Raw genomic sequence first — 25,035 nt, 5'->3', positions numbered from 1 at the left:
GTTCTAACCATAAGATTAAGGCAACAGATTCCTTTGAATTAGTGTCCCGAGGCTTTGCTTAAACCGCCGATTTTTTCCATGAGCTGCGAGCTTTCCTTGTTAAGGCCCCTTATCTCCACTTCCACGCCTTTTTGTTCGTATTTATATTCAATCTTATCGATGGCACCAACGGCGGAATCGTCCCATAAATGAGCTTGAGTTACATCAATTATAACTTTATCCACCGTGTCATTATAGTTAATTTGTGCGACAAAATCTGTAACTGAAGCAAAGAAAAGCTGCCCATTAACAAAGTAAGTTTTTTCTACTTTATCTTCTGAGAGCATCGTCTCCACCTTAACTCTTGAGATCTTCCACGCGAAGAAAATTGCACTTAGAATTACCCCTGCAAATACTCCCTTAGCAAGATCATGTGTGTATACTACAGTTCCGACTGTAACTACCATGACGATTGCGTCGGTACGAGGGATTTTATGAATGTTTATTAAGGAATTCCAGTCAAAAGTTCCGATAGATACCATAATCATAACTCCGGCAAGTGCGGCCATAGGAATCTGTACAACCACATTACCGAGAAGAAGGATCAGTACTATAAGGAACACACCGGCAACTAAGCAGGAAAGACGTCCTCTGCCGCCTGATTTGACGTTAATAACAGACTGTCCAATCATGGCGCAGCCGGCCATGCCACCGAAGCAGCCGGTTACCATATTAGCAATACCCTGTCCACGGCTTTCCTTATTTTTATCGCTGTCAGTGTCAGTCATGTCATCAACGATGGACGCAGTCAATAACGATTCAAGCAAACCTACTATCGCCAGTGCGAGAGAGTAAGGAAAAATGATCATTAACGTTTCAAAAGTCAATGGTATGTTCGGCAGGGCGAAAAGCGGCAATGTTGCAGGTAATGCCCCCATGTCGCCGACTGTACGAACGCCGAAGTTCATTGTAATCGCAATAGCAGTGACTACAACAATTGCAACTAGTGTAGAAGGGACCGCCTTCGTAATTTTGGGCAGACCATAAATAATTAATAATGTTAATGCCACAAGTGCGTACATAACCCATGTTTCGTTCACAAAATGCTGGAGCTGCGCTGTGAAAATCAGAATTGCTAATGCGTTAACAAAGCCGATCATCACAGAGCGGGGAACAAACTTCATAAAGCTTGCCAGTTTAAACACTCCAAACAGCACCTGCAGGACGCCGGTTAAAATCGTAGCTGCAAGTAGATACTCGAGACCATGGTCGGCGACAAGATTTATCATCAGTAACGCCATCGCGCCTGTAGCGGCGGAAATCATTCCCGGTCTCCCTCCAACAAAAGCAATGACAATTGCAATACAGAATGACGCATACAGACCCACCATTGGATCCACACCCGCAATAATGGAGAAGGCAATTGCCTCCGGTATAAGAGCAAGAGCGACAACGATTCCCGCAAGGACGTCACCTCTGACATTTCCCAACCATTCTTTTTTCAGTTTTTCAGTAAAATTCACTGCTGCACCTCTTTCTGATTTTAAATTATTTTTTAATATTTGAGCCTCTCCGTAAGAAGCTCGATCCGGCAAGAACATGGAGAGTTTAACAGAGAATCAGAAAAACACAAAATAACATGTAAGCGTAAACATCTTATATTTTTATCCTGAATACTTTCGTTTTCTCCTTTATTCTATCTGTGTTCAATAATTTGTAAAAATCCTGCTTGGGTGCTTTATAAATACTGGAAAAACCCCTGCCTGAGAAAAGCATAGATAAAAATTAAGTTAAGGCTGGGAGAGACACAGAGTTAAACGGAATAATAAAAAAACCAATGTTGAATATCAAAAATATTTGATTTAATACTTGCGTTTGGTCTTCTGGTGGGATATTATTAAATCAAATAAAATTGATTTAGCGGAGGCGATTATATGAAATTCACCATCCCTTTACATCCAGCTGGGGAAATAGTTGATTTCTCATTTTACGAAAAGCGTTTTAAGGCGCTTGCCGATGAGAAACGGCTTCACTTACTTTCGATTCTTTGTAAGGAAGGATCCGTTTGTGTATGTGATTTAACGGAAATGCTTAACCTGCAGCAGTCAAAATTATCTTATCACCTGAAAGTTCTGATGGATGCAGACATAATTTTAAAAGAAAAAAAGGGGACCTGGAACTATTACAGAATAAACAGTGAAGTGATTGACCATCTTCTTTCTGAGGAACTATGCTGCCTTTTCCGCCCGGCAAGTAACTGATTAGCCGGGCCATTATTCAGGAGATAATATCAAAAAAAATTGATTAATCCCGATGTAACCGTCCGTAAAACTCCCGCCTCAGAACATTAGTGGAAGCGAAGATGTTCAGGCGGGAGATAACGGACGCTAACATCCCGATTGGTTCAACTAACAATCAGTGGGGGATGAATAAAACCCCCACTGATTGAAGGTTCACTTTATCTTCTTTGAGTTTTATATCAAATTAATTTGATGTTACTTCCAGGAGGATGAGTTAAATGATAACTGAAACGATTGTTAGTTTTGTCTCGCTGGCTGTTAAGCTGACAGTATTGTTTATAGGGATTTCTTTTTTACTTAATCTGTTACAGGCATTTATCCCCTACAGGAAGGCTGAAGTAAAATTAAAAAATACTAATCTTTTTTTTGCCAGTCTGATTGCACTTTTCTTTGCATTCATTACACCATTTTGCTCCTGCTCCACTATTCCTGTGGTAGTTAACCTCCTGCAGAATAAAGTCCGTTTCGGCATTGTAATGGTGTTTCTGTTCGCTTCGCCTGTTCTTGATCCGACAATACTTACAAATATGGCTGTAATTATGGGGTGGGAAGTCACATTACTTCAGGGTTTCTTAATTTAAGACAACGTTTTAATTCTCCACCCGAAAGGATTTTGTCTATCTCCGAAGTATTTTGACGGAAGTTTTCCATTGAGTGTTGGAATACCAGTATTTATACTTATAAGGAGGAAATTGTTAGTGTATATTGAAAAGGTGTACATATTAGTATCAAAAAATGTAAATAAGGAGCGAACTACATGAAATGGGAAGAACAATATCAGCGCTGGCTGCTGCATAAAGAACTTGATGAGGATTTAAAGGTTGAACTTGAGGAGTTGCGCGGACACCAGGGTTTCCTGGAGGACGCTTTTTATAAGTCTCTTGAATTTGGTACTGGTGGAATGCGAGGGGAACTGGGGCCAGGTACAAACCGGATGAATAAGTACACAGTAAGAAAGGCTGCGAAGGGTCTTGCTCAATTGATAAGTGAAAAGGGCGATGCAGCAAAGCAAAAAGGAGTTGCTATTTCTTACGACAACCGACGTTATTCAAAAGAGTTCGCCCTGGAATCTGCCCGTGTACTTGGGACAGATGGAATCCGTGTTTATGTTTTTGAGGAACTCCGTCCGACTCCGCAGCTTTCTTTTGCAGTAAGGAAGCTGGACACTGCAGCAGGTATTATGATTACTGCAAGTCATAACCCTCCTGAATATAATGGCTTTAAAGTTTATGGAGAAGATGGGGCTCAGCTTGCAGGAGCTGATTCTGATGAGCTTCTGAGAAGAGTGAACGAAATTAAAGACGAACTTTCCATTGATATAAAAGAAGTGAATGAACTGGAAGAAGAGGGGCGTCTCTCCTATCTGGGGGCTGAAATGGACGAAGCCTACGAGGAAGAGCTTCTGGATGTCATTCGGGATCGCGAGCTTGTAAACAGCAATGGTGGCGATTTATCCATTGTGTTTACTCCTCTCCATGGGGCTTCAAAAGTTCCTGTCGTTAACAGTTTTAATAAAGCGGGGTATTCAAAACTGCATGTCGTGGCGTCCCAGGCAGAACCGGATTCTTCTTTTTCAAACGTATCCTCTGCTAACCCGGAAGAGCATGTAGCTTTTGACCTGGCAATAAAAGAAGGTTTAAAAACGGATGCTGATATACTGATCGCAACCGATCCTGATGGTGACAGGGTGGGGGTGGCTGCGAAAAATAAATCAGGAGTTTATGAAGTCCTTAACGGAAACCAGACAGGCGCATTAATGCTTCATTATCTTCTGTCTGCTGGTAAGGAAAAGGCTATACTGCCTGAAAACGGTGTGATGGTACAGACTATCGTTACTTCGCCGTTAGGAAAAGCTATTGCGGAATCATTCAATATCGAGTCTGTTGATGTACTGACTGGATTTAAATACATTGCTGAAAAAATCCGCGGCTATGAAAAAGATAACAGTAAATCATTCCTGTTTGGGTACGAAGAAAGTTACGGGTATTTAATTAAGCCGTTTGTCAGGGATAAAGATGCCATTCAGGCGGCACTGCTTGCCTCAGAAACTGCTATGCATTATAAACAGCAGGGAAAAACATTATTTGAAGCTCTGGACGGGCTTTATGAAGAATACGGTTACTATAGGGAAACCCTTCATTCCTTTATTTTTAAAGGGAAAGAGGGCACGGAAACAATGAAAAATTTCCTTGATACGTTCAGAAAGTCCCCGCTGGAGCTGAATGACGGCTTCCAGCTTGAAAGAGTGGAGGATTATCTGGAAGAAACCGTTTACGATAAGCGAACTGGTACAGAGAAGCCAACCGGGCTTCCGAAATCCAATGTGCTGAAATACGTGATGACCGATGGGTCATGGTTCTGCCTCCGTCCTTCAGGTACTGAGCCAAAACTTAAACTATATTTCGGCGTTAAAGGGGAGACAGAAGAAGACGCTGAAAACAAACTAAAGGTTATTGTGGAGCCGCTGCTGAAAAAAATACAGGAACACCAGAGTTAACAGATGAAAAAGTACAGGCTTATGCCTGTGCTTTTTTTATTGATTCGTGCCCTGAGTAAAAGGAAGGGATGACCTCAAGTGGTGAAAGAGCGTCTTGCATCCCATGAGCGAGAGGAGAGCGTTAACTCAAGTAGTGCGAGAGCGTCTTGCATCCCCTGAGTGAAAGGAGAGCGTTAACTCAAGTAGTGCAAGAGCGTCTTGCATCCCCTGAGTGAGAGGAGAGCGTTAACTCAAGTAGTGCAAGAGCGTCTTGCATCCCATGAGCGAGAGGAAAGCGTTAGCTCAAGTAGTGCGAGAGCGTCTTGCATCCCCTGAGTGAAAGGAGAGCGTTAACTCAAGTAGTGAAAGAGCGTCTTGCATCCCATGAGCGAGAGGAAAGCGTTAGCTCAAGTAGTGCAAGAGCATCTTGCATCCCATGAGCGGGTGGAAAGTGTTACCTCAAGTAGTGCAAGAGCGTCTTGCATCCCATGAGCGAAAGGAAAGCGTTAACTCAAGTAGTGCAAGAGCGTCTTGCATCCCATGAGCGAGAGGAAAGCGATAACCCAAGTAGTGCAAGAGCGTCTTGCATCCCATGAGCGAGAGGAAAGCGATAACCCAAGTAGTGCAAGAGCGTCTTGCATCCCATGAGCGAGAGGATAGCATAAACTCAAGGGATACAAGAGTATAAATAGCCTCATTTATAAATAATACGAGTACTTCCCCTTGTTAATTAATTTATAGTTTGTTCCTAAAACGCGTTGAATTGCTTTCTTTGAATACAAGTAATTACACCAGTGTTCTACTGCATTTAAGGTTAGCAACCTATCTGGAAACAGTAGTTTCAGGTCTTTTGCCACCTGCAGGATGCAGGACACGTTTTTCTCCGCATGACTGCAAGCGTTACATATCGTAGTATATTTGGTCACCGCCACATTCAACGACATGCACTTCCTGCAAGTAACTCCTTTTTGGAGATCCTCATATCTGTATTCAGGAAGTCGTCCGTATGGTGAATCAATGACATGCCTGCTTAAAAGGAACTGGGCCAGCTGCTGATGGCTTCCATTCATTTCAGAGGATGATCGATTCAGTTTTTTTAACAAAGAATTTAACTGTCCCGGGAAAAAGGCAGGCATATCAAGCGGGGATTGATATAAGGTGAAAAGAGGGTTTGTGAAAACAAGGTAAGGTTCAATTTCCATCCTGATATTCCGTGAATGAAGGAGCGAGCGAAGAAGAGTTTCGCAGCGTTTTAACTGGTGAACAGGGTTAGTTATTGCCTTGCCTGTCGATTTTCTGAACCAGTCACCATTCTTAATGTAATAATCGCCTTCAAGGTTTTTTACTTCAAAAAGATAGAGGGTCTTTTGGGAGAGCAGCAAGGTGTCGATCTGGAAAGTGGTGTTATTTTGCTCAAAGAGGAGGTCGCAGAGGATAAGAGAGTTACTTGTTAAAGTTGCGAGCAATGAGTCCAGGTAACACTCGCCTTCATAACCTTTTAATTTGCTTAAATAATAGTTGTTGGTTTCTTCAGGGAGTACGAAGCGGGAACGGAGGAGTTTAAGAAGGGTTACTTCAAGCGGTTCGGTACGGAGTTTTATGAAATTGTGCTTCATTCATGGTTCAGCCCCTTTTAGTTATTTACATTCAAGATAATCGAGTCTGGCTAAAAAGGCAAGTTTCAGTGGGGGATGAATAAGACCCCCACTGATTGAAGGTTCACTTTATGAGGCTAATGGACCTTGTATTTTCACATGTTCATTTAAACTTTCTTTCCAGGAAACAAGGGTATATCCCTAAGCTTTTCCGGTCTTCTGTGCATAGGATACAGTATCTTTGCATGCACAGGGAGGGAAAAAGTTTGAAGGAATACAATCAACTACTGGACGTTTACGTTGACAGGCTGATGAAAAAGCATGGCATAACATCAGAAAAAGTAAAGGTTGATAAAGAGGAAAAAGAGCGGATCCGGGAAATAGTCACTAATATTCAGAAGGAGGTAGAAAATTTTTTAGAGAATCAGACAGCTAAAAAAGTAACAGAAGCCGATATGGAAAAAACAAAAACGGCTGAGGAAACTGGAAGCACAGCTGAACAGCAGAGTGCTTCTCCTGCAAAGTTTATTTCTGCAGGGAAACCATTACAGCCGAAGCTGTTCCTGGGAAATGAGAAAACAAGGCGAAAGAAATAAATTGGATAGATTACTTGGTTCGAGTGTCCAACCTTTTGCAGGTCGACAACATAGATTATAGAGACTAAACAAAAAGGAGGCATACCAAGTGAACCAGGAAGTTTACCGTTCAAGTGATTCAAACAGCAGCTGGAGTGCGCTTGATACTTCCAGGAAGCATCCACTCTGCCTGGACGACAAAAAAGATGACACTCAGGAGGCTGCGAATAAAAGTAAAACTCTCCAGCTAAACGAAGAATATATTTTCATTAAAGATTCCTGCGATGTTACTGTCACAACAACAGATACAAAAGCAGCCGTAAACCTGCAGGCAGCCCTTCAGGCAGCGCTGGTTATACTAATAAGCATTTCAGTTGGGAGTTCCCAGACTGCTGAAGAGTTCACCCAGGAACTAATGCAGACAGCTAAAGTTAAGCAGGTTACTTTCCAGAAAACAGTTATAGAGAATTCACGAAATGTAGAAGTTTCCACTACAGATACTCAAGTGGCGGCAAACATCCAGATCCTCTTACAGCTTTTAATTGCACTAGCTGTAAAGCTGGATATTCTGTAACATTCAAAACTTCCTCCGTACCGGCCCAGCCTGTACGGTTTTTTTTTTATCCAATACTCAGGTGCAGGGCTGGGATAGTTACAAAATACTGTGTTTTTTTATCAAGCTCTTCTTTAAATAAAACCCAGAAATTAGTAAACTGGAATTACGGTTTACTATTTACTGACTTTTCTGGAAAAGGAGATGTCTGTTATGAAAGCGGCCGCTGTAGTTCTTATGTTTCTGGTAATAAGTTTCAGGTCATGCGGTGAAGCTGAAGGACATACGGAAGTTGAATTATGGCTTGATCCTTTATATGCTGAAGGGACGTTGTATATGACCCCTGTGATTACTTATGAAGGATCTGTTGAGGCAGAATTTGAATTCAACCAGACTATCGCAACGATTACAAAGGTAGAAGATGAAGACGGAATTATCTTTCTGAAAGAGGACAGTGATGGAGAATTTCATGTTAAAGAGGTTCTGGACAGCGGTGAGGAACTTGAGGGGGATACGCTGGCACTCGAGCTCCTTCCAGGTATTTATGAGGTGCATATAGAAGCTGAATACGGACTGAAAACCGCCGGGGAACCTGCTTTCGAAGAATACGGGCATCAGATGCAGCAGAAAATAGACATCAGAGATTAGAGGATCTTTAACGAAAATTACGGCTGCCAGAGCAGGTGAAAACAGGAAATTTTATATTTGCATCAGGTTTGAGGGTATGATATGATCTATTAGTAAATGTTTTGAAATCGAAAAACGTTTTCGGCCGACTATGCAAGGCATGAAATGGTTTTACGGTATTCAAAGATTTAACTTTTCATTTATTTTAAGGAGGCCGTTAACATGACAGGCAAAGTAAAATGGTTTAACTCAGAAAAAGGTTTCGGATTTATCGAGCGCGAAGGTGGAGACGACGTATTCGTACACTTCTCTGCTATCCAATCAGAAGGTTTCAAAACTCTTGAAGAAGGTCAAGAAGTAGAATTTGAAATCGTTGATGGCGATCGTGGCCCTCAAGCTGCTAACGTAGTAAAGCTTTAATTCCGACTGATAAAATAGCCAAGGCCTGTTCCTGAACTGGAACAGGCCTTTTTAAAATATTTTTACAAAGAGGCGCCGTGTACTTACTATCTCAGTTTAATATAAAAGTTAATATACATACTTAAAGAAACAAAACTCATATGCAGCCTTCAGGAAAGGACGGTATATTCTTGAAATCGCCTGACAGACATTGGATTGTTATTATTTTTATTTTTACCGGCGGGGCTCTTGGCACGCTCCTTCGATATACAATTAACGTGCAGACAAGCCTTTTGCTGTTCCCCTGGGGGACACTGCTGGAAAACCTTGCCGGCAGCCTGCTGCTCGGTTTTTTAACAGGATACATATTAAAAAGAACCATTCAGCCACATTTTAAGGAAGGGATTGGAGTTGGTTTTTGCGGCGGGTTTACTACTATGTCAACGTTAGCGGCTGACACTGTTTTCCTTGCTGAAACAGGTTCCGCTGCCTCAACCATGGTATATATCTTTTCTTCTATGTTTGGAGGGATGTTTCTGGCGCTTGCCGGAATGACACTGGGAAGTCTGGCAGCTGGACGCGGAATCAAGGAAAAAGGGGAGGGGCAGAGATGAATATTATTCTCGTCGCTTTAGGCGGAGGCGCAGGCTCTGCTGCGCGTTATCTGCTGGGACTGTGGATTAAGAACCACACGAAGGAAAGAGCAATTCCAACCGCGATGCTCCTGGTTAACCTTCTTGGATCATTAGGACTCGGGCTTTTCTTCGGTCTCGTATATGGTGCAATACCATTAATCACTGAAGCGGACTGGCCATTTATGCTGGTGGGACTTGGTTTTTTCGGTGCATTCACTACTTTTTCTACTTTTAGTGTAGAAGCCGCTGTTCTTCTGCAAAAAAGAAAAAGGGGCCCATTGGCTGCTTATTTAATGTTATCTATTGCAGGAAGCATCCTGATGTTCCTGGCAGGTTTTACTTTGTCAGGTTAAAATGTTTTAGTACACCTAAATGACGATTAAATGTAAAAAAAGCCCGGCTGATTGCCGGGCTCGGAAAGTACACGTTATTTTTTTCTGTCTTTATCGTCATCCCTAAGGTCCGGGACATCCTTTTTTTCTGCTTTATCAGGAGTGCCTGGTGTATCGAGCTCTCCGTTAAGCTGCTCTTCCAGATCGTCCCGCAAGTCCTCGTACACCTTTTCTTTAAATTCCTCATAGACTTCTTCTTTCAAGTCGTCGTAAACTTCTTCTTTGACCTGTTCATAGACCTCTTCTTTTATATCTTCATAAACTTCTTCCTTCACGTCATCATAGACTCTTTCTTTCATGTTGTCGTACATTCCGCCATAAACTTCTTCTTTAACCCGCTTTGTCTGTTTCCGTGTGGTACGCTTCTGTTCGACCTTGAGGTCTCTTCCCATCATAATCAGCAGTGAAAATACCATTACAACCATTATGATCGCAAATGGCAATGCCGCAACAATGGACGCTGTCTGAAGACCGTTAAGTCCTCCACTAACGAGAAGTACACTTGCTGTACCGGCAATCAGAAAGCCCCAGATTACTTTAACGCTTAATTTAGGATCCAGGCTGCCATCACTTGTGAGTGCGGCCAGAACGTAAGAAGCAGAGTCAGCTGAAGTGATGAAAAAGATGATAATCAGCGTGACAGCAAGTATGCTCATAATAATACCAAGAGGAAGTTCGCTTAACGTTGCGAACAGGGCTACTTCAACATTCTCTAAAACGAGTGTTCCGATCTGCTCATTCCCTCCAAGAATTAAATCCAGAGCTGTGCCTCCAAAAGCTGTAAACCAGAGTACAGCAAGCAGGGAAGGAACAATAAGAACGCCAGCCACGAACTCACGGATTGTCCGGCCTCGGGAAATTCGGGCAATAAATATTCCCATGAACGGAGCCCATGAAATATGCCATGCCCAGAAGAAAATTGTATACGTCCCAAGCCATGCTCCGTCACCGAACGGATTAAGGTCAAGGCTCATCTGTACGACATTTCCTAAGTACCCGCCTATTACTGATACGATATTTTGGGCGATAAATAAACTTGGCCCAAAAATAATAACAAATATTAGCAGAAGGGCCGCAATTGTGAGGTTAATTGTACTTAAAATTTTAATTCCCTTATTAACCCCTGTTGCAGCAGAAAATATGAACAGGACAGTAACAATAGCTATTACTACCATGTTAGTTACCGCATTATTCGGAATCGCCCCTGTGGTCAGATGGGACAGACCCCCTGTTATTTGCAGAGCACTTAGCCCGAAGGTAGTGGCAACCCCAGTGGAAGTGGCTAAAACTGCAAGGACATCAATTCCTTTTCCGAGAGGACCTTTGGTTCTGTCCCCGAGAATCGGCTGGAAAGCAGAACTGATTAATGCAGGCTGATCTTTTCTGAACTGGACGTAGGCCAAAGTTAAGGCAACAAGGGAGAATATTGCCCATGGGTGAAGAGCCCAATGGAAAACTCCATACCTCAGCCCCGCTGCAGCTCTTACTTCGTCGGACGCATTGGCGTAATCAGGATGCGGATCCAGATAATAAAGCGCCGGCTCCGCAACTCCCCAGAATACAAATCCTACACCAATTCCAGCTGAAAAGAGCATTCCCAGCCATGTATAAAATTTGTACTCCGGACGCTCGTCGGGTTTTCCGAGGCGAAGTCTTCCAAAAGGACTGACTGCCAGAAAAAGGACAAATACAATGAATAAGGCCGTCGCCAGCATATAGAACCATCCGAAATTGTCGAGTGTCGCTGCTAAGGCAGAATTGGAAACGCGTTCAAGGGACTGCGGTCCAATTGCTCCCCATAAGACAAATAACGCTACTAATGGAGCAGAAATGTAAAAAACGATGCTTGGTTTTTTTGTCTGATATTCGTAATTATTTTTCATGCTTATTAATCATTCGTTCTGGATAAGGCCCTGTGCACACTTGTATTCTGCCAGGTGCTGAATACTGCATCAGCAAATGATTCCAGAAGCCTGTAAAATAAGGAAACGAATGAATCCTCCTCTCTGTGTATCAAATTGGATATTATTGCATGAGTCTGTTATGTTACCTATATTTCCCCTAAATGTCTACCATATGAAACAAACTAATGATATTTTTACATATTCTAAATAATCATCCTTTGAAAAAAGACTGGATACAGGCAGTATTTTACGAAAAAACAAACAACCTGGATTCCACCCAGGCTGTTTTGCGGCTTACATCAGCCGCTTTTATTGGTCCTGTCGTCTGAACTTTGATTTTCGGCATGGTAAACGGGAAACCTGATCCGGTTAAATCTGCAGATAACTCTGCCATCAGGCTCGCGCAAAATCTAAAACAAAAAGATAATAACAAATTTCCTGTTTTTTACTAATTCTAAACCTTTTAAAAAATACAGAAGGATAAAAGGCAAGTATTGTTTAACTATTAACAGGAGATACCTTCATTAAAAGAACATAAAATACGAGCAGAGGTGAGTGATACATATGGCAACGATTGAAGATTTTTCTAAAATCGACATGAGAATCGGGACGGTTCTGACAGCTGAACCTTTTCCTGAAGCAAGAACACCAGCGATTAAAGTAACGATTGATTTCGGGGAAGAACTTGGAGTTAAGCAGTCCAGCGCGCAGATTACAAATCGTTATGAACCGGAAGAGCTTATTGGCAGGCAGGTTGCAGCTGTTGTTAATTTTCCGCCAATGCGGATTGCTGGTTTCAAGTCGGAAGTCCTTGTACTCGGAGGTGTACCGGGAAAAGGGGATGTGGTGCTCCTAAATATTGACGAAGAAGTACCTAATGGAACGAAAATATCGTGAGGATTTTCAGACAGGGGATCTTTCCCTGTCTTTTTTTGCGGATTAACTTATGTACCTCAGATAAAAAAGTATAAAAACAGGATAAAATCCTCATTTGTAGATTTCTGAAAACATGGTATATTTCTTTTACTTTACCAACAGAGGGAGGAGAGGGTAGTGCTGCGCCAGTTTCTGTGTCTGATGCTTATCATCACGCTTGTTCAGATTCCCTTTTCGGCGGACTCTCCAGTCTCTTCTTCCGGTGATATGAAGGTGGTTCAGGAAGCGGTCTCCTGTAATGGAGAGGGCGGTAACACTGGTCCGGAGGATTTTAGCAAATCCGTGCTTTCGAAGGACGCCTTAAATAGTTATTCTAATTTACATTTCTTTCCTAACATCCAGCAGAGCAGAACTAATCGGCAAGAGCAGTCGTTTTTGTTTGCCGTTTTTTATCAGGCGAATTATTTTCGCAATAACTGATTCCTGAGATAAAAAATTAATATACAGGAGGAATCGGTATGATATTGCTGCGGGTATTATTAATGGGGATGCTGTCAATGAGCGCACTTGGAATTCTGTTTTTCCAGGGAAGTGAATTTATCCAGGCTGTATTGCAGCTTATGGTTAAAAAATAAGAAAGAAGCTGCTGTATTTTACAGCAGCTTTTCCTGTGCTAATTAATTATTTCAAACATCGCGGTTCCCTTCAATTCTTCGTCTATGAATATCTCAGCCTTATACTCGCCTGTATTTGTCAGCGGGTTATCAGCATCCAGGAGATGAAGGGAGACCCGGTTGGAGGTGAAGAAACCATAGGATCGTTCCGACACCTTTTCCCAGCTGGCGTCTTCATTTTCTCTGTGCGATAACACTACCTCGAATGTACGGTCTCCGATTGGCTCCTCACCAACATACAGGACTTCCAGGGCACCGCTGTATTTTTCAAAGACCAGAACTTCTTCCGTTGATGTAAAAGGAGACGGTGGAGGACTTCCCTCCATATAGATGTACACGCCTTCCGGAAGCGGCGTGTTTTCAGCCCAGGAAGACATCCATACAGCGGCAGGATATATCAGGAAAGCCGCAGCTGCAAAAACTAATACGGCACTTACAGCCGAGGTTCCGGATTTATTGAATAATGGGGCACCCTGCTCATTGCTATTTTCCCGGAAACCGGCGATCCGATTCACCTGCTTTGCATATAAGGCATTCCCTTTGAAGCCGAAGAAAAGGCCTGCGAGAAATGGAGAGATAACCCTCCATACAAAAAGACTTTCCTCCGGAAGAGCTGTATAATAGATGATAACAGGGAAGGTGTAAGCCACAGCAACTGTCAGGAGAAGCAGAAGAAAGTATAAAACCGCCCATAAATACATATGTCTGTATGCAAGCCAGACTGGGCTTACAAGAAATGCTGCCCAGTTCCAGCCAGAATATTTAAATGGATTTTTGCTTGTCTTCCATTTTTCTAAATAATACTCTGAGTTGTTATTAATAATTTGTCCAACAGCATTACGGAAACTTGAATCGCTGTTTAATTTATTTTTGAAGCTGGTCCCATTCACAGTTATTCACAAACTCCTTCATCGTATAATCTCTCATAGTTTATCATGGATAGGAGCAGGCAGAAAAAATACATGCCTGAGAATATGGAGGGGGTAAAATCACTGACACGTTGCAGCCTGAACAAATAAGGAGTGTATAAGAAAATGAAACAATGGCTGTTTTTATTAATAGTGCTTGCTGTGCTGGCCGCCGGATGCCAGGAAGACTTGTCTTCTGATGCGGCTGATGAATTACCTTATAATCTGATCCATTCTGAATTCAGCTATACACCATTTGAAATACCTGAGCAATGGGAGGTAGTTTCAGTAAGCTCAGAAGTTGAGCATCAGTACCAGGACTGGGAGGAGCCTGAAAACCACCAGTATGCTGAAGTACCGTTCAGATATACGATAAACTTTGGCAGAAAAGCAGATGAAAATTCTGTTGCCGATAGTGACCTGGCAGAGTTTAATGAACAGCAGGAGTTGCGGGGGGAAACAACCAGGCAATTATATTACCATACATATTATGAGCATTTCGGTGTCCTCCATATAAGCCGGAACGGTTTTGTGAGAATGATCTCTAACCAGGGTGACGCGGAGGAATGGGAGCTTTCCGGAGAAAAAGCTATGGTACTGAGAGACGGAAACGAGTGGGTTATGAATATATATATAAATGGCGTATATTATGACCTGCTTGTACTTGGAGAAGCAGGATTAGCAACTGAAGATGAGGGCAGAGAGCTTCTGGAAGAGATGTTTACTGCAAAATAACGCAAGGGTGTTCCATTGATTAGTAATGGAACACTTTTTTTGTTTAGATTTCTGTCTTGTGGATAAGTGAAACGTATCATGTATCTCGTCTAGCTCCATCTTCTTGATACGCTGCGAGTTGCCACGACGTATTAACTCCGCAGCTGCACTCGCAGAGGAAGAGGCACCTGGGTCTGCGGTTACGCGGTCCAGGTAATGAGTGTCGCTCGTGACCAAGGCGCTTGCGCTTTTGTTCTTGAAAAGAAGCATTATATAAACATAATTTTTTATGAATATGGCAATTTTGTGACATAGGTTTTGTAAATTGACACTGGATAATGAGAATATTATAATCAAGTTTGTTAATTGTTAAGTAACTTTATGATTTAGAATATTAACTGTTAAGTAAATTAACCATCAGGCGGGATGACTATGAATAAAGAAGAAATCATTCGTGATTTAGAAGAAGTAGTTATTGATATTAATCTTATATTAAATCATGAATTCAGCACCGAATTAAATATGAAACTCTCACATAATCAGCAAATGGTGCTTTTTCTCGTTGGCACACGAGGAGTGAAACATGTTAAGGATCTGGCCTATCTTTTAAACATATCCACCAGTGCAGTGAGCCAGATTGTGGCTAAACTGGAAAAAAAGGAAATGATTGAACGGCAAGTTGACCCGAATAACAGAAGGAGCACTATTTTAAAACTGGGGCAGGAAGGAATAGATCTTCTAAACAGATTAGATAAGATGAGAAATACAATTTTCCAGAAATACCTTGCTGAAATGGATATTAAGGATCTGCAAAGTTTGAGAGAAAGCTTTACAAAGTTCAGAGAAATAATTATAGAAAAGAAAAACGAGGGGGATAAGTCGTGAAAGGTATAACAGGATTTTCGATTAAAAGACCGGTTTTTACTATTGTAGGAATGCTGCTGTTCCTAATCCTTGGAGCAGTATCTTTAATAAACATACCATTAAAGCTGATTCCTGATATAGACCCGCCAATCGGGGCAGTGGTAACCAGTTACCCTGAAGCAAGCCCGGAAGAAGTGCTGGACAGAGTATCCAGGCCAATGGAGGGGGGGCTGGCCACGCTTGACGGACTGAATAATATCTATACTATCTCCCAGGAAGGCTCCTCTATGACAATTCTGGAGTTTTCATGGGCCACAAGTATTGATGATGTGGAAAATGATATTATTCGCCAAATGAACGGAGTGCCGCTTCCTTCAGATGCCGGCAATCCAAACTTTTTAAAGTTCGACCCTTCACAAATGCCGGTTATTCAGATGACTTTGTCCTCAGACGACGAAGAAGAACTGAATGATCTTGTAAATGACCTGGAGATAGAACTACTGCAGATAGATGGAGTGGCTTCCCTGGATATTATGGGAGATACTACCGAGCAGATTGTGGTGGAGCTGGACCAGGAAGCACTGGAAGAGTATGATCTCGAACAGTCTGATGTGGTACAGGTGATTCAGGCCCATAATGTCACTTCACCAGGTGGAATGGTACAGAGCGGCGACCTTGAATACACCACCCGGATTATCCATGAGATGAACAGTACTGACGACATTGAAAACGTGGTTGTTACGGTTAACCCGGAGACTGGGGATGAAGTTACAGTAGCTGATGTAGCTGAAGTAACACTTGAACCGCAAGAGCAGAATTCTATTACGAGAACCAACCAGGAACCTTCCATCATGATAAGTGTTCAGCAGCAGTCAGATGCAAACCTCGCTCAGCTCTCAACTGTTTTTAACGAACGTCTTGATGAGCTTCTGGGCGAAGATGAATATGAAGATCTCGAAGTAGCAATACTTTTTGACCAGGGTGAATATGTGCAGGAAGCAATCTCCAGTGTTTCAATGGCGCTGATTGCCGGCGGAGTTTTTGCCATGCTTGTCCTGTTTGCGTTTCTAAGAAGCTTTAAAACTCCGTTTATTGTAGGTATAGCGATACCTTTCTCAGTAATCGTAACATTTGTGCTAATCTACTTTGCAGACTTGTCATTAAATATTATGACACTCGGGGGGCTTGCTCTCGGTATCGGTATGCTTGTGGATAACTCAATTGTTGTAATTGAAAATATATACCGTCACCTCTCCATGAAGAAAGATCCTAAGACAGCGGCACTGGAGGGAACGAAAGAAGTAGCAGGAGCAATTACAGCTTCAACATTAACGACGATTTCAGTTTTCCTGCCAGTTATATTTATTTCAGGCATTGTAGGAAATTTATTTATGGAGTTTGCTTTAACGGTTTCCTTCAGTTTGCTTGCTTCCCTTGCTGTGGCACTTACAGTAGTGCCGATGCTTGCCAGCAGGCTTTTGAAGACGCCAAAAGAAAATGTGGAGGCGAAACGTCAGAAGTCCGGATTTATTAAGACCTTTGACAAATCTATCCGCTGGTCTCTGAAAAACAGAGTCGGTGTTCTGCTGATAACCGCCTTGCTTTTAGCGGGAGGGGCCGTTGGTGTCGCGAATGTAGGAACGGAATTTATCCCGTCTACTGATGAAGGTTTCTTCCAGGTAGAAGTAGAAATGGAGCGGGGGACGCCGCTGGAAACTACTTTCGAGGCTGTTGGAGAAATTGAAGAAGTACTCGATGATGAAGGAGATATACAGCATTATACGAGTGTGGCAGGTTCCATGGGACCTGAAGCAGCCGTCTTCGGAAGCAGCGGCTCACATGAAGCAACTATCTATATTTCAATGGTACCTCTTGCAGACCGGAACATATCAACTGAGGAATTTGCAGACTCGATACGCAGAGACGTCGAAAGAGCTGCTCCTGATGCGGAAATTTCTATTGACATGCAGGCAGCGGCCATGGGCGGACAGCCAAATACCATTACTTTTGATTTAACAGATGCAAATACTCAGCGTCTTCATGAGGCAGCAGAAGAACTCACTGAAGAATTTGAGGATATGAGTGAATTTAACGAAGTAACTACAGACCTGACTGACACAGTAGAAGAAATACAGTTTATCGTGGATGAAGAAGCAGCCAGGGAAAATGGTTTTGCGCCAGCTCAAATTGCCCAGCTTGTTAATGATAAAATGCGAGGCGCCCAGGCTACCCAGATTGTCACTGAAGATGAAGATATTTATGAAGTTCACGTAAGATATGCGGAAGAAGATATTGAAACGATTGAAAGTGTCGAGGATCTGCTTCTCAGGACACCTGGGGGAGAGTATATTACTCTTAGTGAAGTAGTCGACATAGAAACTGGTGAAGGCCCTGCAACAATCAACAGAATTAATCAGGAAGCATCAGTGCAGTTCACACTCCAGTACGGTAGCCAGTACAACCTGGGTGAAATGTCTGAACTCGTGCAGACAACAATCGATGACTATGATTTACCTGATGGAACATCTGTGAGCTATACAGGAGATCAGCAAATGATGGCTGATGCCATGGAAGATTTAACAATGGCTTTAATCCTTGCGCTTGTCTTTGTGTACCTCGTACTTGCAGCGCAGTTTGAATCATTCAGATATCCGTTTGTTATTATGTTCAGCGTACCGCTTGTCATTATCGGGGTAGCAATCGGGCTGACGGTTACTCTGACACCGGTGAGCGTTATGGCCTTTATCGGGTTAATTGTCCTCGCGGGTATTGTGGTAAACAATGCTATCGTCCTGGTAGATTACATTAACAAACGTAAAGAAGCAGGACTGCGCAGCTACGATGCGATCGTAGAAGGTGTTAAAGACCGTGCACGTCCAATCCTGATGACGGCTTTAACGACGATTCTTGGACTCGTGCCTTTATCACTTGGAATTGGCGAAGGATCTGAAATCCAGCAGCCGATGGCAATAACTGTTATTGGCGGTTTGATCAGTTCCACCTTCCTGACTCTGTTCTTTATCCCGGTTATCTACAGTTTTGTGGATAAAGAAACAAGAAGGCTGAACAGAAAGTATGTAACCCCGGATGGCCAGTTAATTCCTGCATACCTTGTGGAAGAACGCTACACAAATGAGCAGGATAAAGGCCGGGATAATTACCATATTTCAGATGAAAGCAGCCGCAGGGAAACACAGGCGCTTGAAAAAGGAAAAAATGAAGGCGAGGATGACTTCGCTGAATTCTACAGGGATGTGAATGAATATGAGGATGACGAACCTTTATCATATCCTGAAGTGGAAAAGTACACTCCTTCTGATGATCAGGACAAAGTAATATATGAGGAAGAAAATCCTCAGGTTTATCCTGACAAAAAAGCAGATGGAAATACTGACAACATTACAAGAGAAGAACTCATCGACATTCTTGAGGAAGTAGTAGAAAGAAGCAGAAGAAAAAGAAACGATGAGTAAATAAATGAAGAACGGGCGAACGGGCAGCGGAATGCTGCCCGTTTTTTCGTTTCCGGAACGAGGATCCAGCCTGCGAAAACAGTGATTCAACCAGCGAAACGAAATCCAATCTGCGAAAACAGCGGTCCAACTTGCGAAAAAGGAGGTGCCACCAGCGAAATTAACAGTCTAACCTGCGAAAACGAAAACCACATACAACTTCATACACCAAGTAACGGAGATTAGTTCCAATGACGGCAGAAAAGCCTCCTCCAGGCAAGGCGTCGGAAAGGTAACGCTTCACAAATAACTCCAGATGAAAATTGTATGATGGTCAGCTTCATGAAGAGGTTCTTCTTCTGTGAATGGAGGGTGAATGATAAATATATAAGCCACAAACAACAAATAACAGAAAGTAAAGATATTAAATATAATCGCCTTACTTTTATTAGAAAATTCAGACCGAATTTTCCAGTACTTTAATACCCAAAACCCTCCGAGAGAAGCCAGAAGAAGAAATAAAAGAAGCAGCACTCTTTTTTCAGGCAAAGAAAGCATGTCCGCAGTCATAGCCCCCATCAGCCCGGCCATCGCTCCGGTGAACATTCCTTCGGCAACAGCAGCACCCCCATGCGGTAACCCAAGCAGAATACCTGCAATAGCTGTCAGGAAAATACTGAAAACAACCGCTGTGAAGAAGGAGGAAGCTATTCCAGCAATATATATTCCTGAGGTAAAACCAAGCAGCATAGCACCGCCCATCGTAAGCATCATTTTTTCCATCTTTGAACGACCAGACTGTCCATTCCGGACGCCTGCAAAATAAAAAATCAGAGGAATAATCAACAGGCTAATATAAACAAACATAGGGCACCTCCGAAGTTAGAGACAAGCCATTTGTTAAAAATCTATTCCTGAGGAATTATAAATAGAAGTATTTTTCCGGGGGAGTGACACATAACCTTAAAAACATTCAAATATATATTTGAATATAACTGTAACTAAGTATACAATCAAAGTATCATTTGAATGACTGGAGAGGTGGATAAAATGGCGAAAGATACTTGTGAAGTGTATTGTTATGATGAAGAAAAGGTTACATCACTTCAAAAGACGATAAATGAAGAGGAAATAAAAAACACAAGCGGTATATTTAAGGTACTTGCTGATCCTACGCGCCTGAAAGTTGCATACGCTCTGTCAGTGGAGGAAGAACTTTGTGTATGTGATGTGGCTAACATTATCCAGGCATCCACAGCCACAGCTTCCCATCACCTGCGGCTGCTGAAAAAACAGGGATTAGCGAAGCAAAGAAGAGAGGGGAAGCTGGTTTTTTACAGTCTGGACGATGAGCATGTAAGGCAGTTAATAGATATTGCTTTCACACACCAGCGGGAGGAAAAAAATAATGGATAAGAACCATGTTTACATTGTCCAGGGCTTCACCTGAGCCAGTTGTGCTGCTCGGTTCGAGCGGAATGTAAAAGAGATATCCGGAGTGAGGGATGCAAATGTGAATTTTACTGCAGGTAAGCTGACTGTTGAAGGGGATGCCACAATAAAGGAACTGGAGAAAGCCGGTGCTTTTGAACATTTAAAAATCCGGAGAGAAAAAGATGACCCTTTCCCGGTAGTGCCTTTTTGGAAAAAGAAGAAGAATATCCTTGTACTTATTGCTGCTATTCTCGCAGCGGCTGGCTGGTCAGTCTCATTAAGCTGGGGCGAAGGTCATCCAGCTGCAATTATATTATTCCTTACCTCCATGGCGGTGGGCGGTTACAATTTATTCTGGCAGGGACTTAAAAATCTCTCCAGGTTAGAATTTGATATGAAGACGCTGATGACTGTAGCAGTTATTGGCGCGGCAATTATTGGAGAATGGGGAGAAGGAGCAGTAGTCGTTATACTATTTGCTATAAGTGAAGCTCTGGAAACATTTTCAATGGAGAATGCAAGAAGGTCAATTCGCTCTCTTATAGACACCGCCCCTAAGGAAGCACTCGTAAAAAGAAATGGAAAAGAAACTACTCTTTCTATCGATCAAATTGAAATTGGCGACCATATAATCGTAAAACCAGGAGAGAAACTTGCTTTGGACGGTGTAGTGGTATCCGGATTTTCCGCGGTAAATCAGGCTACTATCACTGGAGAAAGCGTTCCTGTTACTAAACAGGAAAAGGATGAAGTGTATGCTGGAACACTTAACGAAGAAGGTGTACTGGAAATAAGGGTTACAAGGCATGCCGAAGACACGACTCTTGCTAAGATTATTCATCTCGTAGAAGAGGCACAGGAAGAGCGTGCGCCGGCACAGCAGTTTGTCGACAAGTTTGCTAAATTTTACACACCGGCAATTATGGTATTCGCCTTATTTGTAGCAATTGTGCCGCCGGTTTTCCTGGCAGCTGAATGGAGCCAGTGGATTTATCTGGGACTTGCCACATTAGTGGTGGGCTGCCCATGTGCCCTTGTTATTTCTACTCCTGTTGCCATTGTGACAGCAATAAGCAACAGTGCGAGGAACGGAGTACTTATAAAAGGCGGGCTTTATCTTGAGCAGGCGGGTGCTGTTAACGCAATTGCCTTCGATAAAACAGGTACTCTCACAAGAGGTGTACCGGCAGTCACTGATGTCGTTTCGCTTAATAGTACTGAAGGAGAGATAATGAGCATAGCCTGCGCTGTGGAAAAACATTCACAGCATCCCCTGGCGAGAGCTATTGTGCGCAAGGCAGAGGAATCAGGAAATCTGCAGGAGTATGAAGTTTCAGAAGCAGCCTCGCTGACAGGGAAAGGGATGAAAGCTGAAGTAAACGGAAAGACAATGTTTGCAGCAAGTCCGTCTTATGTATCGGACACTTATCCCCAGCTTATTAACAAAGAGCTGAAAGATAATATTATTCAGCTGCAGGAGCAGGGAAAAACTGTTGTCTTAGTTGGAAGTGAGGAGAGGCTCCTCGGAATCATTGCCCTTCAGGATGAGGTGCGGAAGCAAGCTGCACATGTACTCAGACAGCTGAACAATGCCGGAATAAAAAGAACGATTATGCTGACAGGAGACAACTCTGCAACAGCCGCAGCAATCGGCAAAACTGCAGGAGTAACAGACATTAGAGCAGGTCTTCTGCCAGAGGAGAAGCTTGCTGAAATTAATCGCTTGAAAAGGGAAGGTGTCCGTGTGGCAATGGTAGGAGACGGTATGAATGATGCTCCTGCATTAGCGGCAGCTGATCTGGGAATTGCAATGGGAACTATTGGCACCGATGCTGCTCTGGAAACAGCTGATGCAGCTTTAATGGGAGATGATCTGAAAAAACTGCCTTATTTAATAAAACTCAGCAGGCTCACCTTAAAAATTATTAAGCAGAATATAATATTTTCACTGGCTCTTAAAGCTCTTGCTCTCATGCTTGTCCCGTTTGGATTACTCACACTGTGGATAGCCATTTTTGCAGATATGGGCGCAACTTTGCTCGTTACTTTGAACAGCCTCCGTTTAATGAAAATTAAAGACGAAGAATAACGAAAGTCCTTCATTGGCTGGTCCGATGAAGGACTTTCTTAAGAAAAAAAGTAATTATAACTGTCCACGACAATGGTCCAGGGGCCGATTCAGGAATTGAGTAGGTGGAATGCCGGTACTGAACGTAAGAAAGGGGCTGATTCAGGAATTGAGTAGGTAGAATGCCGTGACTGAACGTAAGAAAGGGGCTGATTCAGGAATTGAGTAGGTGGAATGCCGTGACTGAACGTAAGAAAGGGGCTGATTCAGGAATTGAGTAGGTAGAATGCCGTGACTGAACGTAGGAAAGGGGCTGATTCAGGAATTGAGCTGGTGGAATGCCGTGACTGAACGTAAGAAAGGGGCCGATTCAGGAATTGAGTTGGTTGAACAACACGACTCAACGTACGAATGAGGCTCTTTCAGAAATTCAATCGATTAAATACCCACTTATGAAAAAACCACCGCATACTTTTACGCAAGCGGTGGTCAGTTAAAAGTTATTAATCCATAGTTTGATAGCTTTCAGGGTTACCTGCTTCGATAGGCTCATCTACTTCCATATGGCCTAAGAAGACATCCGGAACGCTTCCTTCAATCAGAATTTGTACTCTGTCATAACCGAACTGCTTAGCAATCAAAGCAATTTGCTCGGTAAGCATGAGTTCGCCGGATGAACCAAGATTAGCTTCAAGAATAGCATCAGAGAAAGAGATATGGGCTGTTCCGTCTGTAAATGAAACACTTTGTACTTGAGTTCCTGCAGGAAGGAGGCTGACAAGACTGTCTTTATCCGGTCCCGATGCCCAAAGCTGGTAAGCTTCCAGAGCACCATTTTCGTCGGATGTTACAGAAACATCGGTTTGTACACGATAAATTTCCATTAACTGATCATCTGAAAAATATAATTCTACTCCATCAATAACAGCAACATCTTCTGCAGCTTCTTCGGTGTTTTCTTCCTCTTCTGCTGCGTTATTTTCATCATCGTTGTTTCCAGCGTTTTCTGTGTTGTCCTCATTTACTGGTTCATTTTCCTCGTTACTTTCCTCGTTAGAAGCGTCATTTTCAGGGTTCTCTTCATCATTTGCTTCATTTTCAGCGTTCTCTTCATCATTTGTTTCTTCATTTGCTTCTTCGTTATTTTCTTCACTATTTTCTTGATTTTCTTCAGAACCATTGTTTTCCTCGTTCAATTCATTTCCGCCTGTATTGTCAATAGGAGTACTGTCTCCGTCACCCTGGCCGCAGGCAGACAGAATAAGCATGGCACTAAGCCCGCTAACTAGTAATGTGCTTTTCTTCATAAGAATGACCCCATCCTTTCTTCTCTCTTTATGTAGTGTAGTTCTTAATAAGTTAGTCGGTAACCATTCAAGAACGTTACAAGAATAGCATAAATTATAAATTATTGTAGTAAATTAGCGGAAAAACCCGCCAATTGTCACAGGAGACTTAATGATATCTTTTGGCTGTTTCAGACACAAGGGAAATAAGTAGGGAAAAGGAGCGATTATCTGTAGGTGTTTTAAATACTTTTCAGAATGCAGGCTCTGGCTGGGAAAAATAGCAGGTCGTGAACAGAAAAAAGGAAGCTGCCCTTTACGGAAAGCTTCCTGCAGGAAAGTATTATTCTACACCTTCCAGCCATTCGTTCACTTTGTCTTCGTTTGCTTCAACCCAGTTAGCTGCTGCATCTTCAGTTGATGCGCCTTGCTGAATTTCAAGCATTACTTCTTCCATGTCTTCTGTTGACCAGTTAAACTGGTCAAGAATACGGTAGGCATTTGGCATATCTTCTTCCAGGCCTTCGCGCACCATTGTGGCGATGATTTCTGCTTCCCCGAAAGTGCCCTCTGGATCTTCAAGATATTTCAGGTCGTATTCAGCGAACTTCCAGTGAGGTGTCCAGCCAGTAACAACGATAGGCTGTTCATTGGAAACAGCTTCCCCTAATGCAGTAGCCATCGCACCGCTTGAAGAAGTCTGTACGTCCCACCCGTCAAGACCGTATTCTTCAACTGCATTTTCAGCAGCTTGTACTACACCTGCGCCTGGCTCAATTGCTGTTATTGTATTATTCAGCTCATCACCATAAGTTTCAAGGTCCGCAATAGAGTCAATGTCCATATACTCTGGTACTACGAGACCGATTTTTGCGCCTGTAAGATTCTCACCAAGGTCTACAAGCTGATCCTCGTATTCTTCATGTAAGTCTCCGTGTGTAGCAGGAAGCCATGCAGCTACCATACCGTCAGCTTCGCCATTTGCAACTGACTGCCACATAATAGCGTTATCGATTGGTGTTAGTGTTACATCATAACCAAGGTCTTCAAAAACCTTTCCAATTACATGCGTAGAAGCGATCTCTGAATCCCATTCAACATAAACAAGTTCAATTTCCCCTTCGTCGCCTGCAGGTGCTGCTGCATTATTATTAGTATTTCCTTCATTTCCTGTATTACCGTTTTCGTTAACAGCGCCATCATTATCCGCGCCACAGCCGGCAGCCAGTAATGATAATGAAAGCCCGGATGCCAGACCTAAACGTTTCCAGTTAAGTTTTAACATAATAACTCTCCCCTTTTTTGTTAATATATATGGAACTTT

General features: G+C 42.7%; 23 protein-coding genes. 16 read left to right on the top strand and 7 right to left on the bottom strand.

Translation table 11 applies throughout. The annotated features are described in order from the left end of the window. Window positions 1-38: 38 nt before the first annotated feature. Complete coding sequence (locus BK582_RS01820; protein WP_244895315.1) at window positions 39-1,502, bottom strand: SulP family inorganic anion transporter; 1,464 nt, start codon at window positions 1,500-1,502, stop codon at window positions 39-41. 411 nt (window positions 1,503-1,913) lie between these two features. Here BK582_RS01820 and BK582_RS01815 point away from each other — a divergent pair, with 411 nt between their 5' ends. The 3 genes from BK582_RS01815 (at window position 1,914) to BK582_RS01805 (ending at window position 4,776) form a co-directional block, all read left to right on the top strand. Next, the gene (locus BK582_RS01815; protein ID WP_078592719.1) at window positions 1,914-2,240 is read left to right on the top strand and encodes an ArsR/SmtB family transcription factor; all 327 of its coding nucleotides are present in this window, start codon (window positions 1,914-1,916) and stop codon (window positions 2,238-2,240) included. Window positions 2,241-2,497: 257 nt separating this feature from the next. Beyond that, window positions 2,498-2,860, top strand: coding sequence for a permease (locus BK582_RS01810; RefSeq protein ID WP_169910729.1), 363 nt, complete (start codon window positions 2,498-2,500; stop codon window positions 2,858-2,860). A gap of 176 nt (window positions 2,861-3,036) precedes the next feature. Continuing rightward, a complete protein-coding gene (locus tag BK582_RS01805; protein ID WP_078592718.1) occupies window positions 3,037-4,776 on the top strand; it encodes a phospho-sugar mutase in 1,740 nt (579 codons plus the stop codon). A 677-nt stretch (window positions 4,777-5,453) separates the two neighbouring features. On the opposite strand, the gene BK582_RS01800 is transcribed toward BK582_RS01805, so the two are convergent. Next, window positions 5,454-6,371, bottom strand: coding sequence for a nuclease-related domain-containing protein (locus BK582_RS01800; protein ID WP_078592717.1), 918 nt, complete (start codon window positions 6,369-6,371; stop codon window positions 5,454-5,456). A 245-nt stretch (window positions 6,372-6,616) separates the two neighbouring features. On the opposite strand from BK582_RS01800, the gene BK582_RS01795 reads away from it, so the two are divergent. The 6 genes from BK582_RS01795 (at window position 6,617) to crcB (ending at window position 9,492) form a co-directional block, all read left to right on the top strand. Further along, window positions 6,617-6,946, top strand: coding sequence for a hypothetical protein (locus tag BK582_RS01795; protein ID WP_078592716.1), 330 nt, complete (start codon window positions 6,617-6,619; stop codon window positions 6,944-6,946). An 88-nt stretch (window positions 6,947-7,034) separates the two neighbouring features. Continuing rightward, the gene (locus BK582_RS01790; RefSeq protein ID WP_078592715.1) at window positions 7,035-7,499 is read left to right on the top strand and encodes a spore coat protein; all 465 of its coding nucleotides are present in this window, start codon (window positions 7,035-7,037) and stop codon (window positions 7,497-7,499) included. Window positions 7,500-7,691: 192 nt separating this feature from the next. Further along, window positions 7,692-8,126, top strand: coding sequence for a hypothetical protein (locus tag BK582_RS01785; protein WP_078592714.1), 435 nt, complete (start codon window positions 7,692-7,694; stop codon window positions 8,124-8,126). A 201-nt stretch (window positions 8,127-8,327) separates the two neighbouring features. Continuing rightward, the gene (gene cspD, locus BK582_RS01780) at window positions 8,328-8,525 is read left to right on the top strand and encodes a cold-shock protein CspD (RefSeq protein WP_078592713.1); all 198 of its coding nucleotides are present in this window, start codon (window positions 8,328-8,330) and stop codon (window positions 8,523-8,525) included. Window positions 8,526-8,665: 140 nt separating this feature from the next. Then, window positions 8,666-9,118, top strand: coding sequence for a fluoride efflux transporter FluC (locus tag BK582_RS01775; RefSeq protein WP_078592712.1), 453 nt, complete (start codon window positions 8,666-8,668; stop codon window positions 9,116-9,118). After that, complete coding sequence (gene crcB / locus BK582_RS01770) at window positions 9,115-9,492, top strand: fluoride efflux transporter CrcB (protein WP_078592711.1); 378 nt, start codon at window positions 9,115-9,117, stop codon at window positions 9,490-9,492. Before BK582_RS01775 ends, crcB begins: the two co-directional genes overlap by 4 nt. Window positions 9,493-9,566: 74 nt before the next feature. Here the strand turns inward: crcB and BK582_RS01765 are convergent, their stop codons facing one another. After that, on the bottom strand, window positions 9,567-11,414 hold the full coding sequence (locus BK582_RS01765) for a BCCT family transporter (protein ID WP_078592710.1): 1,848 nt from the start codon (window positions 11,412-11,414) through the stop codon (window positions 9,567-9,569). Between the two features lie 585 nt (window positions 11,415-11,999). On the opposite strand from BK582_RS01765, the gene csaA reads away from it, so the two are divergent. Further along, window positions 12,000-12,332: a chaperone CsaA gene (gene csaA / locus BK582_RS01760; protein ID WP_078592709.1), complete on the top strand. Its 333-nt coding sequence runs from the start codon at window positions 12,000-12,002 to the stop codon at window positions 12,330-12,332. A 156-nt stretch (window positions 12,333-12,488) separates the two neighbouring features. Beyond that, the gene (locus BK582_RS01755) at window positions 12,489-12,791 is read left to right on the top strand and encodes a hypothetical protein (protein WP_078592708.1); all 303 of its coding nucleotides are present in this window, start codon (window positions 12,489-12,491) and stop codon (window positions 12,789-12,791) included. Window positions 12,792-12,984: 193 nt separating this feature from the next. On the opposite strand, the gene BK582_RS01750 is transcribed toward BK582_RS01755, so the two are convergent. Further along, a complete protein-coding gene (locus BK582_RS01750) occupies window positions 12,985-13,875 on the bottom strand; it encodes a DUF2628 domain-containing protein (RefSeq protein WP_169910723.1) in 891 nt (296 codons plus the stop codon). Window positions 13,876-14,019: 144 nt separating this feature from the next. Between BK582_RS01750 and BK582_RS01745 the strand changes: the two genes are divergently transcribed. The 3 genes from BK582_RS01745 (at window position 14,020) to BK582_RS01735 (ending at window position 18,944) form a co-directional block, all read left to right on the top strand. Then, window positions 14,020-14,628 (top strand): hypothetical protein, encoded by a 609-nt coding sequence (locus BK582_RS01745; protein WP_078592706.1) that lies wholly within the window; start codon window positions 14,020-14,022, stop codon window positions 14,626-14,628. Window positions 14,629-15,039: 411 nt separating this feature from the next. Beyond that, window positions 15,040-15,492, top strand: a complete 453-nt coding sequence (locus BK582_RS01740; RefSeq protein WP_169910720.1) for a MarR family winged helix-turn-helix transcriptional regulator — start codon at window positions 15,040-15,042, stop codon at window positions 15,490-15,492. After that, window positions 15,489-18,944, top strand: a complete 3,456-nt coding sequence (locus BK582_RS01735; protein WP_139368199.1) for an efflux RND transporter permease subunit — start codon at window positions 15,489-15,491, stop codon at window positions 18,942-18,944. The genes BK582_RS01740 and BK582_RS01735 overlap by 4 nt, the downstream gene beginning before the upstream one ends. A 279-nt stretch (window positions 18,945-19,223) precedes the next feature. On the opposite strand, the gene BK582_RS01730 is transcribed toward BK582_RS01735, so the two are convergent. After that, the gene (locus BK582_RS01730) at window positions 19,224-19,790 is read right to left on the bottom strand and encodes a hypothetical protein (RefSeq protein ID WP_078592704.1); all 567 of its coding nucleotides are present in this window, start codon (window positions 19,788-19,790) and stop codon (window positions 19,224-19,226) included. 183 nt (window positions 19,791-19,973) lie between these two features. Here BK582_RS01730 and BK582_RS01725 point away from each other — a divergent pair, with 183 nt between their 5' ends. Next, entirely contained in the window at window positions 19,974-20,339 is a 366-nt protein-coding gene (locus tag BK582_RS01725) for an ArsR/SmtB family transcription factor (protein ID WP_134163604.1), read from the top strand. Next, complete coding sequence (locus tag BK582_RS01720) at window positions 20,332-22,446, top strand: heavy metal translocating P-type ATPase (protein WP_078592702.1); 2,115 nt, start codon at window positions 20,332-20,334, stop codon at window positions 22,444-22,446. Before BK582_RS01725 ends, BK582_RS01720 begins: the two co-directional genes overlap by 8 nt. A 482-nt stretch (window positions 22,447-22,928) precedes the next feature. On the opposite strand, the gene BK582_RS01715 is transcribed toward BK582_RS01720, so the two are convergent. Further along, window positions 22,929-23,732 carry a GerMN domain-containing protein gene (locus tag BK582_RS01715; RefSeq protein ID WP_139368198.1) on the bottom strand — a complete coding sequence of 268 codons (804 nt, stop codon included), beginning with the start codon at window positions 23,730-23,732 and terminating at the stop codon, window positions 22,929-22,931. Between the two features lie 322 nt (window positions 23,733-24,054). Continuing rightward, window positions 24,055-24,996 carry a glycine betaine ABC transporter substrate-binding protein gene (locus BK582_RS01710; protein ID WP_078592700.1) on the bottom strand — a complete coding sequence of 314 codons (942 nt, stop codon included), beginning with the start codon at window positions 24,994-24,996 and terminating at the stop codon, window positions 24,055-24,057. Between the last annotated feature and the right edge of the window lie 39 nt (window positions 24,997-25,035).

Source organism: Evansella clarkii (assembly GCF_002019695.1).
GTDB classification, from domain to species: Bacteria; Bacillota; Bacilli; order Bacillales; family Salisediminibacteriaceae; genus Evansella; species Evansella clarkii.
This window is presented reverse-complemented; position numbering and strand designations above follow the sequence as displayed.